General features: G+C 66.3%; 11 protein-coding genes and 1 pseudogene. 8 read left to right on the forward strand and 4 right to left on the reverse strand.

Translation table 11 applies throughout. The annotated features are described in order from the left end of the window. The first annotated feature begins 94 nt into the window (after positions 1-94). A complete protein-coding gene (locus ACIBF7_RS03035) occupies positions 95-1,393 on the forward strand; it encodes a helix-turn-helix domain-containing protein (RefSeq protein ID WP_397196238.1) in 1,299 nt (432 codons plus the stop codon). Between the two features lie 296 nt (positions 1,394-1,689). Next, a complete protein-coding gene (locus ACIBF7_RS03040) occupies positions 1,690-2,154 on the forward strand; it encodes a nuclease-related domain-containing protein (protein ID WP_397196239.1) in 465 nt (154 codons plus the stop codon). Here the strand turns inward: ACIBF7_RS03040 and ACIBF7_RS03045 are convergent. The 4 genes from ACIBF7_RS03045 to ACIBF7_RS03060 form a co-directional block, all read right to left on the reverse strand. Continuing rightward, positions 2,151-2,372, reverse strand: a complete 222-nt coding sequence (locus ACIBF7_RS03045; RefSeq protein WP_397196240.1) for a hypothetical protein — start codon at positions 2,370-2,372, stop codon at positions 2,151-2,153. The genes ACIBF7_RS03040 and ACIBF7_RS03045 overlap by 4 nt on opposite strands. A 94-nt stretch (positions 2,373-2,466) precedes the next feature. After that, positions 2,467-2,733 carry a hypothetical protein gene (locus tag ACIBF7_RS03050; RefSeq protein ID WP_397196241.1) on the reverse strand — a complete coding sequence of 89 codons (267 nt, stop codon included), beginning with the start codon at positions 2,731-2,733 and terminating at the stop codon, positions 2,467-2,469. A 464-nt stretch (positions 2,734-3,197) separates the two neighbouring features. Beyond that, positions 3,198-3,692 (reverse strand): hypothetical protein, encoded by a 495-nt coding sequence (locus ACIBF7_RS03055; protein ID WP_397196242.1) that lies wholly within the window; start codon positions 3,690-3,692, stop codon positions 3,198-3,200. Between the two features lie 32 nt (positions 3,693-3,724). Then, positions 3,725-10,861: a LamG-like jellyroll fold domain-containing protein gene (locus ACIBF7_RS03060; RefSeq protein ID WP_397196243.1), complete on the reverse strand. Its 7,137-nt coding sequence runs from the start codon at positions 10,859-10,861 to the stop codon at positions 3,725-3,727. 740 nt (positions 10,862-11,601) lie between these two features. On the opposite strand from ACIBF7_RS03060, the gene ACIBF7_RS03065 reads away from it, so the two are divergent. From ACIBF7_RS03065 to ACIBF7_RS03090, 6 genes and pseudogenes are all read left to right on the forward strand, one after another. Next, positions 11,602-11,856, forward strand: coding sequence for a hypothetical protein (locus ACIBF7_RS03065; RefSeq protein ID WP_397196244.1), 255 nt, complete (start codon positions 11,602-11,604; stop codon positions 11,854-11,856). A 35-nt stretch (positions 11,857-11,891) separates the two neighbouring features. Further along, complete coding sequence (locus tag ACIBF7_RS03070) at positions 11,892-12,068, forward strand: PASTA domain-containing protein (RefSeq protein ID WP_397196245.1); 177 nt, start codon at positions 11,892-11,894, stop codon at positions 12,066-12,068. A gap of 55 nt (positions 12,069-12,123) precedes the next feature. After that, positions 12,124-12,759, forward strand: coding sequence for an HAD family hydrolase (locus ACIBF7_RS03075; RefSeq protein ID WP_397196246.1), 636 nt, complete (start codon positions 12,124-12,126; stop codon positions 12,757-12,759). Between the two features lie 66 nt (positions 12,760-12,825). Then, positions 12,826-13,014, forward strand: a pseudogene (locus tag ACIBF7_RS03080) (helix-turn-helix domain-containing protein); the annotation flags it as partial. 177 nt (positions 13,015-13,191) lie between these two features. Next, entirely contained in the window at positions 13,192-13,995 is an 804-nt protein-coding gene (locus tag ACIBF7_RS03085) for a transcriptional regulator (protein ID WP_397196712.1), read from the forward strand. Positions 13,996-14,390: 395 nt separating this feature from the next. Next, a complete protein-coding gene (locus ACIBF7_RS03090) occupies positions 14,391-15,266 on the forward strand; it encodes an SAM-dependent methyltransferase (protein ID WP_397196247.1) in 876 nt (291 codons plus the stop codon). The last annotated feature ends 348 nt before the right edge of the window (positions 15,267-15,614 follow it).

A 15,614-nucleotide genomic window follows, 5' to 3' on the forward strand; every position in this document is an offset into this window, starting at 1 on the left:
GATGCGCTTAACTTCCCGATCGATGAGGACTTACCGGCATCTTCATCCGCCCTGTATGAAGATGCCGAACTCACCGTCCTATTGCGAGGCTTCCGTGACGCCGATCTACCTGTCCGCCGACAACCCGCGCTGGACCCCGAAGACTGAAACCGACCTCCGGCGGGCCATCGACGGCGGGCTGATCAAAGAGTCGCATCACCTTGACCTCAAGAAGGTCCCCGCCACCAAAGGGGACAACCGGGAGTCGGCCAAGGACATGGTCTCCTTCGCCATCGACTCCGGGACATTGATCATGGGGGTTGCGGAGGACAAGCAGAACCGCACGTTCACACTTGCGCCCCAGCCCCTTAACGGCCTCGCCGAGCAGGTCGAGGAGATCGCCCGCAACGTCCCCGAGCCGCCCCTGACCATCCTCACCGAGGAGATCCCTAGCGACGCCGATCCCACTAGGGGTTACCTCGTCGTCCACATCCCGGCCAGCCCCGCCGCCCCGCACATGGTCGACGGCAAGTACTACGGCCGCGGCGACAAAACCAAGTACGTCCTGTCGGACGCCGAAGTCAGCCGCCTCCACGAACGCCGCCGCGTTGGCGGCCAAGACGCCCTATCCCTGCTTCAGCACGAGATCGACCGCGATCCGATCCCTGCCGACCCGCAGCGCAGCGCCCACCTGTTCCTCGTCGCCCAGCCGCTGGCCGGCCGCCGCGACATGCTTCTTGATCTTGTGAGTGGAGAAGGGTGGGACCAGCGCCTCGGCACCTTCAGCCGGCAGGCGCAAACCCCCGACCTCGAAGCGCTCCTACGGCCCTACTCGGTCGAGCCGTCTCTGCGCCAAGCTGATCGCGCCCACCGGCGCGCTCGCGGAGCGGCTCTGACCACCTACAACCTGGGCGAAGGGCGCACCTATACGCCTACGACCAGCACCGTGGCGGACAAGGTCGTCGAGCTGAGCGTCCATGAAGACGGCGGCTTGCGCGTGTTCTTCAGCCGGTTCTCCGACATTCTTAACGGAGACCACCTGGCGCCAGACGGGCGACGAGTCCTGCTCGACGTCGCGGCCGCCGCCTACACACGCCGGTTCCTTTCCCTCGTCCTGGCCGCAGCCGAATATGGCGCCTACTTCGGCAACTGGGCACTCGCCTTCGGCGCCACCGGCCTGTCCGGCTTGCGCACCTACTCCGGAATGCAGAGCTTCGGCTATGCCGAGTCGACCCGCTACGACGAAGACCACTACGCAGAGACCACCGAGGCGACCTGGGCAGAACTGACCACCACCCCGGGCGCCATCACACAACGACTCGTCGGACGCCTGCTACGGGCATTCGCCGTCGAGAAGCGCTACGAGCCCCTCCTCCACGACTCATCTCCGCCCCGCTTCATGATTCGCAGGTAGTTCTCGAGAGCGTGCGTCTCTGAATTTGTCCGTCATGGCGAGCGCGCCGGAGCCCGATCCACCGCAGGCGCCGACGTCACCGAACTGAGCGCTGCCTGTCCAGCCACGCTCCGCCACAGATCTTTCGGCCCGCGCCCGCTACCGCACCCTCCAGAACGCCGGCCGCGCCCATCGGCTGACGGCCCCTCTTGGCGGTCGCGATCGACGCGGACGGGCTCTGGCGTGGCTAAGCACCGTCTGGTGGAGACTGATCGCCCCCGTTCCGTCCTGCCTGATCATCATGATTCGGCGGAGACTTGCGCACACGCCGATGGGCATCATGGCGCAACGGCGCGGCCGGACAACCCGCCACCGCTCGCCGCCTGCGCACCCTGGAACTGGCTGGCTACACCGTGCTGCACGACCTGGCGATTCCGCGCAGCAACACCAACATCGACCACCTGGTCATCGGCCCGACCGGCGTATTCGTCATCGACTCCAAGAAAGGGCATCGCCGCACCACCATCCGAGCCGCCTCCGGCACGCTGTGCGCACCGAGTGACAAGGTCGTACGGCCGGTCCTCTTCGAGGCCCGCCGGGCCGGCGAGGTCCTCAGCCAGGCTGCGGGGCGACGCGTCGAGGTGACGCCATCTCGGTACATCGCCCCCGCCTGCCCCGCTTCCGCGTCACCTGGGCGGGGCGGGCAGGACCTGGATGGTGCGGTCTCGGTGCGGCCGTGGCCGCGGTCGTGGGTGATCCACTCGACCGGGACGTCCTTCTAGGGCAGGGCATCGAGCTGGTCGAAGAGCCCTTTCTGGTTTCCGCTCACGGAGAAGACGTAGAAGGCCTGACGGCGGTGCGGGTAGCGGGCGTGCTCGCGCTGGGTGTGGAGCATGGCCGGGCTAATCACGACGTTCTTGAGGCAGCCGACATGGTCCAGCAGCGGGGCGAAGGCGGTGATCTCGTTGCTCCTGGCGCCGACGTCGAGGGTGGCCACCATGAGGGCATCGCCGGACAGTACGCGCCGAGCCGATGCTGGGCGGGCTGGTCGCCGGTGGCGGTGCCGCGCTGGCTCTTGCCGTCGACAATCTCCGCTACCGGTTCGTCGGGGTCGTCATACAACTCGCGCAGCTGGCCGGCCCGGTGCGCGGCGTAGGCGGTGTCCACGCTGGTGGCTTGACCTGCGCGATCGTGCGGCACACCGTGTCGGGGTGCGGAGCTACGAAAGCTCCGGTCCGCCGATCTCGCTGGGCGCCGAGCTGCTCTAGCACCTCCTGCGGCGCGCGGGCGATCCAGTGCCTGATCGCCGCGCAGGAGACCGCGCCGGACACGATCGCGGCCTGGACCAGGCCCAGGATCACGGCCAGCGGATGTCGTCGGCCACGCCGATCGCGGGGTCGGGGATCTGCGCCCACACCTGGCGAAGTTCGCCCACCGTCTCTTGCCCCATGGCCGGCGATTCGTGCTGGTCGACGTCATTGATGAGGGCGGTGATTGCGGACAGGACGGCGGCATGACAGTCTGCTCGGACAACGAGGCGCCGGTAGATCGGGTTGGCGTGAGAACCACCGTTCTACGGGGCCTTGTTGCGTGTCAGGCTCCCTCCACGCCGCACCCAATCAAGCTGGGACGAGCCGACCACTCACCATCTCAACCTTCGAGAACTCCTTCAGTCCTGCAGCATGCGCCTTGACCTGGACGGATGATTTCGACACCCGGCAAGCTCGAATCCTTCTAGCAGCGGAAGCGGTCGGGCTGTCGGTCCATTACCGCTCCCCGGAACGAACCCAATTCTGATCCGTAACTTGCGATACGCACATCAAGGTCAAACATCAGTTCGCCGCAGTCTCACAAGCAAGAGCGCATCTGGATGCTCCATACTCGCTCTCGCTTCTTTTGCAGCATCTTCCACAGATTGATCATAGAAGTGGTAATCACTGCCGACTTGTTCAATAGTCAACAAGGTATTCTCCCAGCGATCTGACTCGAATTGCAGTCCGCCGGAATGGAGTCGAGCAACCACATTCCAATTTTTTGACTGGAGCAATTTCGAAGCTCCATGTAGCGCAGTTACGGCACCTAGATCACTCCCATCTAGAATTATGTTTCTAGTCACTACAATCACATCCGACTCCTGAAATTGCGTTACCACCTCCCCTTTAACTTTACCAATATTTTTTACTTCCTGGGCGGCTGCCGGATCGACTTCCAGTGGTGAACCCGCCCAACTCTGAAGGGTGAAGTGAATAATTAGAGCAACAGATACAAGCCCTCCGAAGAAAATAGAGATCCAAACTATGACTTTGCTTTTTTTGTTCATTCTGAATCCTCGCCTCCCAGAGCCCTCAGGAGCTAGCACGGAGTGTTAGGGCGACGAGCCCTCCCTGCTTCTATACACCTCCAATACTCTTTCGCCGCCTTCCCCGTGGTGCCGTTCATAATCAGACCCCAGCGCTTCTGCGCTTCCGCAGATGGAGCCTTCCCACCACTTCTCCATGCTGAGAAATCAGCAGGACTCACTGCATAAGCAACAGCAGCCTCCCAATCAGTTATAGGACGAGTCCTATATTCACCCCCACCTGCATAGTAGGTCACCTTTACGGTCTCCTTCAAAGTTCTCATATACGCCGCCGAAAGCCGCACCGCCATTTCGGTATCGTTGTTCAACATGCGACCGATGCTCTCGTTGGTGGCTTTATCTCCACCCATCTTGGCATATTGAGCAGAATAATACTTTTTCAACATTGCTCTCGCCGTCCCGATCTGCATTTGGCCGATTCCGAGAGAAGTAGTGCTCTTCCAGCCCTCTCGGGCGCCGACCAGATTTCCCTCCCACCCTCCATTGGGCTCCAAGTGAGAGTTCTCATAGATAAGCATGGCCATGAATGCGTTCTTATTCACACCATGTTCTTTAGCGGCTGCTTCTATGATCTTTGCGTGCTTTACTAGCGTTGCATATCTATGGTAGAGGGGATAAGGGGGGTGAGCTCCGGACGCACCCGCGCTCCCTGCAGCTAGCGGTTTCCTGGGCATCAGATGATGAAGGAGTCTTGAATCGTTGGGGTTTTTCTTTGCAGCCTTTTCCATCTCGCCCCAACTGTCCAGCCCTCCTATTGATATCCAAAGGGCTCCCGAATCATCGAGACCCAATTCAGGGAACCAGCCTTGCATATACGCTTGCCGCACCTTTTCCGAGGCGAACCAGAAGTTCGGCTGATCCACAGGCCGACCGTTGTTCATGACGCCGATGCGTTTTGCCTCTTCGTCGGACATCTGAGGGTTGGAGTAGTAGTCATAGCCAGGAGAGTTGACATAGTCGGTCCACCACAGTGAGCTTATATAGGTCTCGGAGCAGATGTTGCCGATTTGGACACAGCCTCCGGACCGAATACCCCCGCCGATGTACTCCATGACATCGCCCCAGCCTGTGCCAGGAGCCCTAGGGCCAGCGGGGAGGGTGCCGCCGCCTCCCGCTCCCAAGCACAGGTAGCCACTGCTGCACCAGGATCCTGTAAAGCCTGAGCCACCGCTGGAGCCCACGCCGGCGGAGAGGGTGAAGTGGCCGCTCGGATCGATGCCCGTCATGGGTGAGGCGTTGGCATAGGTGTAGCGGTTGGCCTGCACGGATGGGTTCGGGGTGAGGGTGGCGGTGTCGCGGCTGGCGAAGGTGCCGGTGCCGGGCTGGTACCAGCGAGCGTGCATGTTGACCTTGCCGGTGTCCGGGTCGGTGTACTCACCCTGGTAGCCCAGGCTGGTCGCGGTGCCGGTTTGGGCGGTGACGGTGCCGAACGGGTCGTAGCTGGTGCTGGTGGCCAAGGAGGTGTTGAACGTGGCGACCAGGTCGCCGTGCAGGTCCGACAGGGCGGCCACCGCAGCACCGCCACCTTCCTGCAGGCCGAGCAGGGCGCCGAAGACGTCCCGGCTGTACCTGGCCTGTACTGTGCCGGCGGCGCTGATGGTGGCCAGGTCGTTGCCGAGGCCGGAGTAGGTAAACGTCTGATTGGTGGTGCCATGAATGCGGCTGGTAACTCGGTCGAGGGCGTCGTAGGTGTAGAGGCTGTCGCCGTCGGCGATCATCCGGTCGAAGGCGTCGAAGGTGTAGGAGGTGGTGGCGCCGTTCTTGGTCTGGCTGGCCAGAGTGCCACGCGGGGTGTAGGTGTAATCGCTGCCGTCGCCGGAGGTGAGGCGGTTGCGTTCGTCGTAGGTGAAGGTCTTGCTGCCGGCTTTGGTGCGGTTGCCTGAGGCGTCCCACTCATAAGCGGTGGAGGCGCCGCCGGGGGCGGTCCAGGAGGTCAGGCGGCCTGCGTGGTCGTAGCCGTAGGTGTTGGTGCCCGCGCCTGCGGTGCCGGTGGTGGTTTTGGTGGTGAGGTTGTCGTCGTAGTCCCACCCGTAAGTGACCTTGGCGAGCTGGGTGCCGGAACCGTTCCGGAGCGTGTGGCCGGTCAGCCGGTCCATCAAGTCATAGTCGAAGCTTTGGGTGCTGGCCTGGCCGCTGGTGGCGGTGATGGTCTTCAGGCGGCTGGCCTCGTCGTAGCCGTAGGTGAGGGTGCGCCCGGTGACGGGGTCGGTGGCGGTCTTCAGCCGGCTGTTGTTGTCCCAAGTGAAGGCGGCGGTGCCGGCGGCGTCGATGCGCTGGGTGGGGTTGCCGAGCGCGTCGTAGCTGTAGGCGGTCTGCTGGCTGCCGCCCTTCGACACGGTCAGCGGGAGGCTACGGTCGTTGTAGTCCACGGTTAGATCGCCGATCGTGGTGGCGCGGCCGGCCAGGTCATAGCCGAAAGCGCGCTCGGCGGTAGCAGCGCCCCCGCCGCTGCCTTGCTCGTCGGTGAGGCGGTCGAGGTGGTCAAAGGTGCGGTCAGTTTGCACGCCGCCCGGCTGGATGGTGGTGACCTGGTTGCCGGCGGCGTCGTAGAGGTGTGTCCACGTGCGATCGGCCACATTGGGCTGGGCGGTGGTGGCCGGTTCGGTGACGGTTTCGGGCAGGCCGAGGCTGTTATAGCTGGTCCAGGTGGCGTGGCCGCGGCCGTCGGTGAGCCGGGTGCGGGCGCCGGTGGCATCGTAGCCGAAGCTGGTGGTGATCGACTCGCTGGCGGAGACCGGTTCGATCAGCGAGGTGAGGCGGCCCAGGGCGTCGAAGGTCCGCTGGGTGGTGTGGCCTTCGGGGGTTGTGGTGCTGGTTGGGTTGCCGGCCGCGTCGTAGCCGTAGGTATATGTGCGCTGAACGGTGCCGCTGGAGTTGAGGTCCTTGGCGGCGGTCTGCCGTCCGGCCAGGTCGTATTCGGCGATGGTGGCGTTGCCCAACGGATCGGTGATTTTGGTCGGGCGTCCGGCCAGGTCGTGGGCCATCGTGGTGGTCTGGTTGGCCGGGTCCTTGACCGCGGTGACCTCACCGGCCGCGTTCACCGTGTAGGTGGTGGTCGGGTTGCTCGGGCCCGGGGCGATCTGCTTGACCAGCCGGCCGCCGTCGTCGTACTCCATCCGGGTGATGTAGGCGGCGGTGGAGGGCTTGCGCTCGATCTGGGTGCTGGTGATCTGCCGGCCAAGGTCGTCGTAGGTGGCCTCGGTCCGGGCACCGGTCGGGTCGACCCTAGCGGTGGCCTCTCCCGCCAGGTCGTACTCGGTGATCCAGGCTCCAGCCGTCTGCCCGGCCGGAGCCGGATCGGTGACGCGCACCTGGCGGCCGAGCTGGTCGTAGGTGTAGCCCGTCACGTTACCGCGCGGATCGGTGGTGCTGATGCGCAGCCCGGCCGCGTCGTAGGCGTGCTGGATGACCGGCGTGTGCGGGCTGCCGCCCGGCGGGGTGTAGGCGGGTGCGCTGGTGCTGATCAGTCGTCCCGCCTTGTCGTAGGCGGAGACGTGGGTGCGGCCCTCGGCGTCGGTCTGGTGGGTCTTGTTACCGACGGTGTCGTAGCCGATCAGCGCCGACGGGCGGGTCTGGCTGGTGGTGCCGTTCTTGTCCACCTGCACCTCGGGAGCGGTGGTCTCCACCAGCCGCTCCAGCGTGTCGTAGCGCAGGGTAGTGGTGAAGTCGGCGGCGGCCGCGCCGTCGGCGTTGCCGCGCGGGTCGGTGATGGAGGTGACCAGGCCACGCTCGTCGTAGCCGAGGGTCGAGACGGTGTCCTGGGCGCCGTTCTCGATAGTTTCGCGGGTGACCTGGTTCAGCTTGTTGTAGGCGTAGCTGGTGGACTCGGTCCGGCCTGCACCCGCGGTCATGGTCGTCTTGGTGACGTTGTCGTTGGCGTCGTAGGTGAAGGCGGTCCTGCGGGCCAGCCTGCCCGGGTCCAGCGTCCGCGACGCCAGCCGGCTGGCCGCGTCGTGCTCGAAGATGGTGATGGTGGTGCCGTGGCCGGTCATCTGCTCCATGAGGTTGCCCGCCGCGTCGTACTCATCGGCACGCACCACCACATTGCGCGGCGTGGCCGAGCCGTTGAGCTTGGCAGCCTCCGCGATCTGCTCCTTGAGCCGGTTGTCCCGCCAGTACACGTTGGTGGTCTTGCGACCCATGGCGTCCACGGTGGCGACCAGGCGTCCGGCCGCGTCGTAGGCGCGTGACTCCAGCACCTCGTCCTGCGGCGTCTGGGGGTTGACCGGGCTGCCGGTCCAGCCCTTCAACGTGCGCGAGATGAGTTCGCCGCGCTTGCTGTAGCCCGATTCGATGACCGTGCCCCGTGGGTCGGTGACGCTGGTCAGCCAGCCGCGTGTGTTGAACACCTGCTGGACCACGCCGCCCTCCGGGCCAGTGATCGTCTCCTGACGGCCATGGCTGTCGTAGGTGTAGGCGGTGACCCGGTCCGGCTCACCACCGGTCAGATCGGCTACGGTCTGCGAGGTCACGTTGCCGTCGGCATCGTAGACGTTACGGGTCTGGGCGGTGTGCGTGACGTCGGTGATCTCGTTCTCCACCCCGGGAGCGGTGCTGGTCGTCAGCCGGCCGCGCCCGTCGTAGGCGAAGGTGGTCTCCGCGCCCGCCGGGACGGCATCAGAGATGCGGGTGCTGGAGGTCAGACGGCCCAGCACGTCATACTCCAGCTCGGTGACCAGGCCTTCCGGGTCGGTCTGCTCGGCCAGATCACCGGCGGCGGTGTAGCGGTAACTCCACACGTTCCCGCGCGCGTCAGTACGCGTTTCGGCCAACCCGGCCGGGGTGGTGCCGCCGCCGACCGCAGGCTCACTGCCGTCGGTGTAGGAGGTGGCGACGGTGCGGCCGGACGGGAAGTCCGCCGTCTTCGGGCTGGTCTGCTCGATCACCTCGCCGTGGCTGTTGTAGAGGGTGGTGGCGGCGTAGGTGTTGTCGGTGTCGGAGTTCGAGCGGCCGTCCCGGTAGGCGATGACCTGGTCGTTGCGTGGGTCGAACGGGTTGTTCTCGTTCAGGTAGTAGGTCCAGCGCTCGATCGCGCACTGCGTCTGCGCCCGGCAGTACTGCCGGCCGAGCGTGTTGCCGCGTTTGTCCTGGTAGATCTCGTTGGCGATGTTGTTGCGGTCGATGATCTTCTTCAGGAAGCCTGCCTGGTCGTATTCGTGCCAGGTGGTGTGACCGAGTTGGTCGGTTTCGCCGCGGATGCGGTAGCCGCGCCAGGCGTCATACAGATACTTCAGCGTCTCGTTATCCGGGTCGGTGACGGTCACCTGGGCTTCGCCGTACTGCTGGTTGATGCCGAGGTCGCCGATCTGCCAGGTGCCGCCGTGGTTGTCGACGTGGGTGGCGATCCGGTCGGTCTTGCCGTCGTAGGTGTTGGACGCCCACACCCGCCCGGACGGCAGCGTGATCGTCGACAGCTGATGCGTCGCACCTGCGCGGGCCGCGTAATGGGCTTGCACCTCAGCCGCGGTCAGCGGCTTGCCGTACAGGGCGACCTCGTCCAGCTGGCCCTGCAACGGGAACGCCTGCACCCCGGACGGCACCGCCGGCGACTTGGCCGCATCGGTCACGCCGTTGCCGATCGTGGCGTAGGTCCGCCACGCCGTGACGGTGCCGGTGGTGGTGCCCACCTGCTGCCCGTCCAGATACAGCGTCTGATCCTGGCCGGCCACGGTCAGCACCGCGTGATGCCACTGGCCGTCGTTCACCGTGCCGGTGGAGGTGATCGGGGTCATCACCGCGTCCAGCGCGCCGCGCAACTTGCCGTCGGTGCCGACATACAACATCGCCCCGCGGGCGAGGTTGCCGCTCTCCTGGGTGCCCGCCGCGACCAGCACACCGGACTGGCTGGTCTTGAACCACGCCTCCACCGACAACTGATCGCCCAGATGCGGGATCGTGTTCGACGGCAGCTTCACGATCGAACCGGCCTGGAAGGTGGCGGCCGTGTCGGTGGTGCCCGCCAGCGCGCCCGGCTGGCCCAGCGTCACCCCCTGATAGGTCAGATTGCCGGCGCCGGAGCCCAGATCGGTGCCGGTGGTGCCGGACGCCTCGCCCAGCCGCCAGTAGCCGAACGGGTCAGAGTCCAGCACCCGGCTGCGGTACAGCGACCCGCCGGCGTAGGCGTAGGTGGTGCAGTTCGGCGCCGCCACCGGCGCGCACACCTGCACGAGTCGGCCCGCGTCGTAGGTGTAGGTCCAGGTCAGCGGCTGCCCGCCGACCGGATCACTGGACACCGAAGCCACCCGGTCGCCCTGCCAGGTGAACGTGATTGACCGGCCGCCCACCCCGCTCACCGTGGTGAGCTTGCCGCCCGTATCGTAGGTGAGCGTCTGGGTACGCTCGCGCCGATCCTTGATCTCGGTCAGCTTGCCGGAGGAGTCGAACCGGTAGGTGGTGGCGCTCTTGTCCATCAACCGCCACTCGCCGCCGCTCTCCTCGGCCAGCGTGGCGTACATGCCGGGCGGCGGCTGGAACGTTCCGTCCCCGTTGGACACGAACCGCACCTGACGCCCGTCCGGGTAGGTCACCAGCGCCGACGTCGACGCCCCGCGCACTTCCTTGGCGACCTTCATGTCCCAGCGGGTCGACCAGCCCGCCCCGAACATTCCATCGGTGCGCGGATCCAGGCTGTTGTAGGTACGCACCACCGACAACGGCGGCCCCGCCGTGGCCACGGTCAGGTCGGTGAAGGTGGCGGTGTAGTTACCGGTCTGCTGGTTGAACTCCTGCCCCCCGGCGCCCGGCGTGGCCAGCAGCGACGACACCACCGGCTGGCGCACCCCGGTGGTCAAGGTCAGCAACGGCGAGTTGGTCGTGGAGAAGTCGTAGGAGTCGCGGATGGTGACCCGCCACCAGTACTGTTTGCCCCACACCAGCTTGTCGGCCGACACCTGCCAGGTGTTGCGGTTGCCGGACACCCACCCGGAGTCGGCGCATCCGGAGCCGGACATCGACTCCACATCGCAGATCTTGAACGAGTACGACAACGCCGAACCGCCGCCGTTGTTGCTGCGCCCCCACGCCCGCAACGTCGGCCTCAAGGAATCGACCAGATACCCCTGCTTCGGATAGAAGTCCACCACGCTCGGCACCGCCAGCACCGACCGCTCGGCCTGCTCAGCCCTACGCACCCCCGCCGGGAGATCCTCACCCGACGCCCCGTCAGACCCTGCCGAGTCCTGTGTACGGTCCTCGGCGGGCACCGCCCCCTCCGGTGGCTGCACCTGCGCCTTCCACCCGCCCCGGGGTTCCGGCACCTGTTCCAACTGCGTCGCAGGGAGAAACGAGGGCAGACTCTGCGCCGATCCGCGCATCTGCTGCGGGACCACCGGCGAAGCCCTGGCATCGTTAACCAGTGCCGTCGCTGAGCCCGCCGCGGCTGGGTAGGCAGGCAAGAGGAGTAAGCCCGGCGTCATACCGGCCAGCGCGACAACAGTGCCTACCGAACGACGCCATGACAAAACCCGGCGCATGCGCCACCACACTCCGAACCACAACGGACGTTAGGACCTCGACCGCCGCTCGCCACGCGCGTCACTGGTGCTTGGTGCGGCTCGAAGCTGATCGTTGATCTAAAGGCAACGTAAGAAAATCGGATCATTCCGACAAGATCCGCGACCATCACAAATCGGAAACTAGCCCTATCGAGTACGTGACCCTATGTAACCATCCTTGACATGGCCAGACCGTCACGTATGCCTCTCGACGGGACACGTGGTGGATTCATCCGGCGGCGGGGTCGAGGAAGAGGTAACCCTGCACGCCATGATGCTGGACGGTCACTCACGTCAGAGCCAGCCGCGGAAGCGCAGGTTGAGGCACGCACCCGGCAGAACGACGAGCAAGACAGACGCGCCCGGCCCAGCCGCTAGTGCCGCCACTCCATACCGGCGAGCTGGCCGCGCTTGGCATCGGTGACGCGCGCACGGTGTGCGAGGTCTACCGCATGACGCCGAAAGCGAGCGCCGCAGCCCGGGCCGGTGAAGAGGTGGCAGTCACGTTCCTGACTGCCGAGGAGCGGAAGTTCTACGACCGCCACAAGAAGATGCCGAAGGTGGTCGGCTGGTCGGAGGAGAAGGTGGACCGCTTCTTCGGCCGATCGGGGAGGTCTTCGAGACGGACCTGAGGGAGAGCTCGAAGGTCCCGATCGATAAACGGCGAGTGATCAAGCAGTCCCCGAAAGCGGGCAAGCGGTTACGGGTAGGCCAGCAGATAACCCTAGTGACCGGCTACACCGTGGGCGATTACCCATCCTCGACGGACTATGGCGAGGGCGACGTACCCAATTGCCCAGGATGGATCTTCCTGGGGCCAGGGAATACGGTATCCAGGGTGTGAGCAGTTCCAGCACTGGCATCTTCTCGCGTCCGAGCCGAGCCACTAGGCTCGGGCGGTGAGCAGGACCTTCGTCTTCGACGTCGGCGAGACCATCGTCTGCGACGACCGTTACTGGGCATCTTGGGCCGCCTGGCTCGACGTACCAACACACACCTTGTCGGCGCTCGTCGGCGCCGTCGTCGCGCAAGGCCGCGACAACGCCGACGCCCTTCGGCTCGTACGACCTGGCATCGACGTCGGGGCCGAGTATGCCGCCCGCGAAGCAGCGGGCCGTGGCGAGCACATTGAGGAGTCCGACCTCTACCCCGACGTACGTCCGGCGCTGGCCGCACTGCGGGCGGCCGGCCATCGCGTGCTCATCGCCGGAAACCAGACGCGACGCGTCGCCGAACTGCTGCGTGCTCTCGCCCTTCCGGCCGACGGGATCGCCACCTCGGGTGAGTGGGGCGTCGCCAAGCCGGACTCGGCATTCTTCGCCCGCCTGGTGGAGTTCGCCGGCGCTGCCCCAGAGCGGATCGTGTACGTAGGCGACCACCCCGCCAACGACGTCATCCCGGCCAAGGCCGCCGGCCTCCGCGCCGCGCACGTACGGCGGGGACCGTGGGGGTACCTGTGGGCCGACGATCCCGCCGCGGCCTCAGCCGACTGGCGGATCACCAGCCTGGCGGAACTCATCGACATCACCGGGTGACGCGGACCACTGGGCAGATCCGTCACCGGCTCGCTACAGTCCGAGAAGAGCACACCGGGAGCCCCCATGCCCACAATCCCTCACTGCGGGATAGGCAGGCGTGTCGCCTATCACCGGAGCGTCGCTCGTCTCACCCAGCAACAGCTGGCCGACGCCGCCAGCATCCATGTGGGCACGCTTCGCAAAATAGAGCGCGGAGCTCGGGGGGCCAGTGACAACATTGTGGAATCGCTCGCCGCGGCGCTCGGCATCGACCCGTCGCTACTGGTAGCTGATCGGGCACAGGCCAGCTCGCGAATCGCGGCGGCGATCCCCGCCTTGTCGGCAGCCATCGCTGCCTATGATCTGCCCGACGACGGACCCATACGTCCGCTTCCGGAACTCCGCGCTGCAGTCTCCGAGGCGGTCACGTGGCGGCTGGCCTCCCAGTACGTGCGCATCACCCGCCGACTGCCCGACCTGCTCGAGGAGCTGTTCCGCGCCACGCCCGAGCGCGATCCCGAGGTGGCCGCACTTCTCGTATCCGCCTGCAGGGCGGCCGACGCCGTCGCCTTCAAGTTCGGCGCCTACGACCTATCCGCCAGATACGTTGAGCTGATGCGCTGGGCCGCTGCCCAGGCCGACGACCCCATCCTGACCGCCAGCGTCGCCTACGTCCGCACCGAGACGTTCTTCGCCTCCGACGCACACGCCAAGGGACTGCGCGCGCTGGAGCTCGCCCTCGACGCCGCGGGCCCTCCAGACACCCCGCCGGCTATCGCCGCACGCGGCGCACTACACATGCGGGCTGCGGTCATCGCCGGCCGTGCCGGAGACGCCGACGCCGCCGACACCCATCTTTCCGAGGCCCGCCGACTGGGCGACCAGGTGCCCGAGGCCATCTACTCCGGCACGGCCTTCGGGCCGTCGTCGGTGCGCATTCACGAGGTGTCCGTCGCGGTCAGCCTCGGCAGCGCGCACGTCCACCGCGCTCTGGACGTCGCCCGGGAGTGGGCCCCGCCGCCTGAGCTGCCCGCGGAGCGGCGCAGCGGGTTCTACATCGAGCTGGCCCGTGCCCAGCTGTGGTCCGGCTTTCCGAATGACGCGTTCGAGTCGCTGAAGGCAGCCCGGCGCACCGCCCCTCAGCACGCGCGCGACCACCGGTGGGTGCGGGAGGACGCCGCGACTCTGCGCAGGCTCAAGCGCGCCAGCGCCGAAGAACTGACCAGCTTCGCCGAGTGGTGTCACGCCACCTGATCCCGGTGACCCTAACTGGGTCACTTCCGCTCCGGCCTCCGGAGAACCATCTGAGTGTCACAGCGACCAGATGGGACCGCGCCATGTCAGAGGCAGTACTCCGCGCCAAGCTGATCGCCGCGCGGGAACGTCCGCATCGCAGGGCTGCACGGCCAGGCACGCATCGACTGCGACGACGCGCAGCCGATGCTGATGAGCGACTTGCCGAAACTCGCCACGCCAGCACGTGTCAGCTCTCACAGATGAATCCAGAGAGCGCGCGGGACGTGTCGGGCGACTCTTCGACCGGCTGCCAGCAGCGACGCGGGTCCGGCAGCTGAACCTGACCAACGAACAGATGCCCACGCGATACCGCTTCGCCCACTTCCACTCGAAACAAACTCTTCGAGGCCCCGATGACCAATGAACCCCAGGAGAAGATCACCGGTGCTTCCCCGCTGAGCGCGGAAGCGTCCACGCCGGCCCGCCTCTACGGGGCGCTGGGTGACGGCAAAGACCACTTCAAGGTCGACCAAACCAACGCTGCCGCGCTGGATGAGATCCTGCCCGGAATGCGGCTCATCGTGGCGGACAACCGCGCCTGCCTGCGGCGGATGGTCGCGACCGCGGCGGACCTCGGCATCCGCCAGTACATCGACCTGGGGTCCGGACTTCCGGACCAGCCGCCGAACCTGCACGAGGTAGCCCAGCGCACCGTGAAGGACGCCCGGTTCATCTACGTCGACAACGATCCGATGGTGTGCACGCACGGCCGGGCCCTGCTGCAAGGCAGCGGCGTCACCATGATCGAGGCCGACGCACGCGATATCTGCGCGCTGTATCGCACCTATGAGCTGCTGTCAGTGATCGAGACCGGCCGCCCGGTCTGCGTGGTGCTCGGCGCCATTCTCCACTTCTTCACCGACGACGAAGTGAAGCAGGTGATGGAGGAGCTGCACGACTTCCTCGCGCCCGGCAGCCTCGTCCTGGTCACGCACGCGACGAGCGACCAGCCCCACTACCGGCCCGAACAGGTCCAGGCCGCCCGCGACTTCTATGAGAAGCAGACCGGGGCCCAGCTTTACCTGCGAAGCGTGCAGGAGATCGCCGATCTGGTGCTACCGGGTTGCGTCCCGCTGCGGCCCGGCCTGGTCACCACCGCGGCCTGGCACCCCGACTACGAGTACGAGTCCGCGATGATCCCGCCCGCCCCGTACTTCACGGCCGTTGCCGCCGAGGTGCGCGCCCAGCAGTACTACCTGCCGGGCACCGCCCAGGAGGCGGAACAGTGACCGGCGGCGGCTACCCAGACTGGCGGCGGAGCCGGTCTCTCCCCGGGTGCGCTCCTCACGCCCGTGGTGATCGCCCGGGGAACCCTCATCCTGGCGGGCTCCGCCGTCTCCAGGCGCTCGTGGCCCGGCGCAGAGGAGGTTCTCTCCGGGCGGCCACCAGCAGCCGTCCAGAGCCCTGCGCTGCCCACTCAGCCGGTGTCCCGCTGTCGGACGCGGCGGGCGCGCAGAAAGGAGGACGGGGCAGCACTCCACCGTGCCGGCCCCGTCCTCCATCTTCGAAGGAGAGGGAACTCATGGACGCTGGCATCGCGCTGGCTTGGCTGACCATGGGCGGCGTTCGCACGCGGG

Origin of the sequence: Nonomuraea sp. NPDC050478, assembly GCF_044458265.1 — a bacterium.
Classification (GTDB): domain Bacteria; phylum Actinomycetota; class Actinomycetes; order Streptosporangiales; family Streptosporangiaceae; genus Nonomuraea; species Nonomuraea ferruginea.

Bases quoted from the DNA above. Each gene is read 5' to 3' on its own strand.
- ACIBF7_RS03045 (WP_397196240.1), bottom strand. From the start codon at position 2,372: ATGGTGGCCACCCTCGACGTCGGCGCCAGGAGCAACGAGATCACCGCC.
- ACIBF7_RS03055 (WP_397196242.1), bottom strand. From the start codon at position 3,692: ATGAACAAAAAAAGCAAAGTCATAGTTTGGATCTCTATTTTCTTCGGA.
- ACIBF7_RS03090 (WP_397196247.1), top strand. From the start codon at position 14,391: ATGACCAATGAACCCCAGGAGAAGATCACCGGTGCTTCCCCGCTGAGC.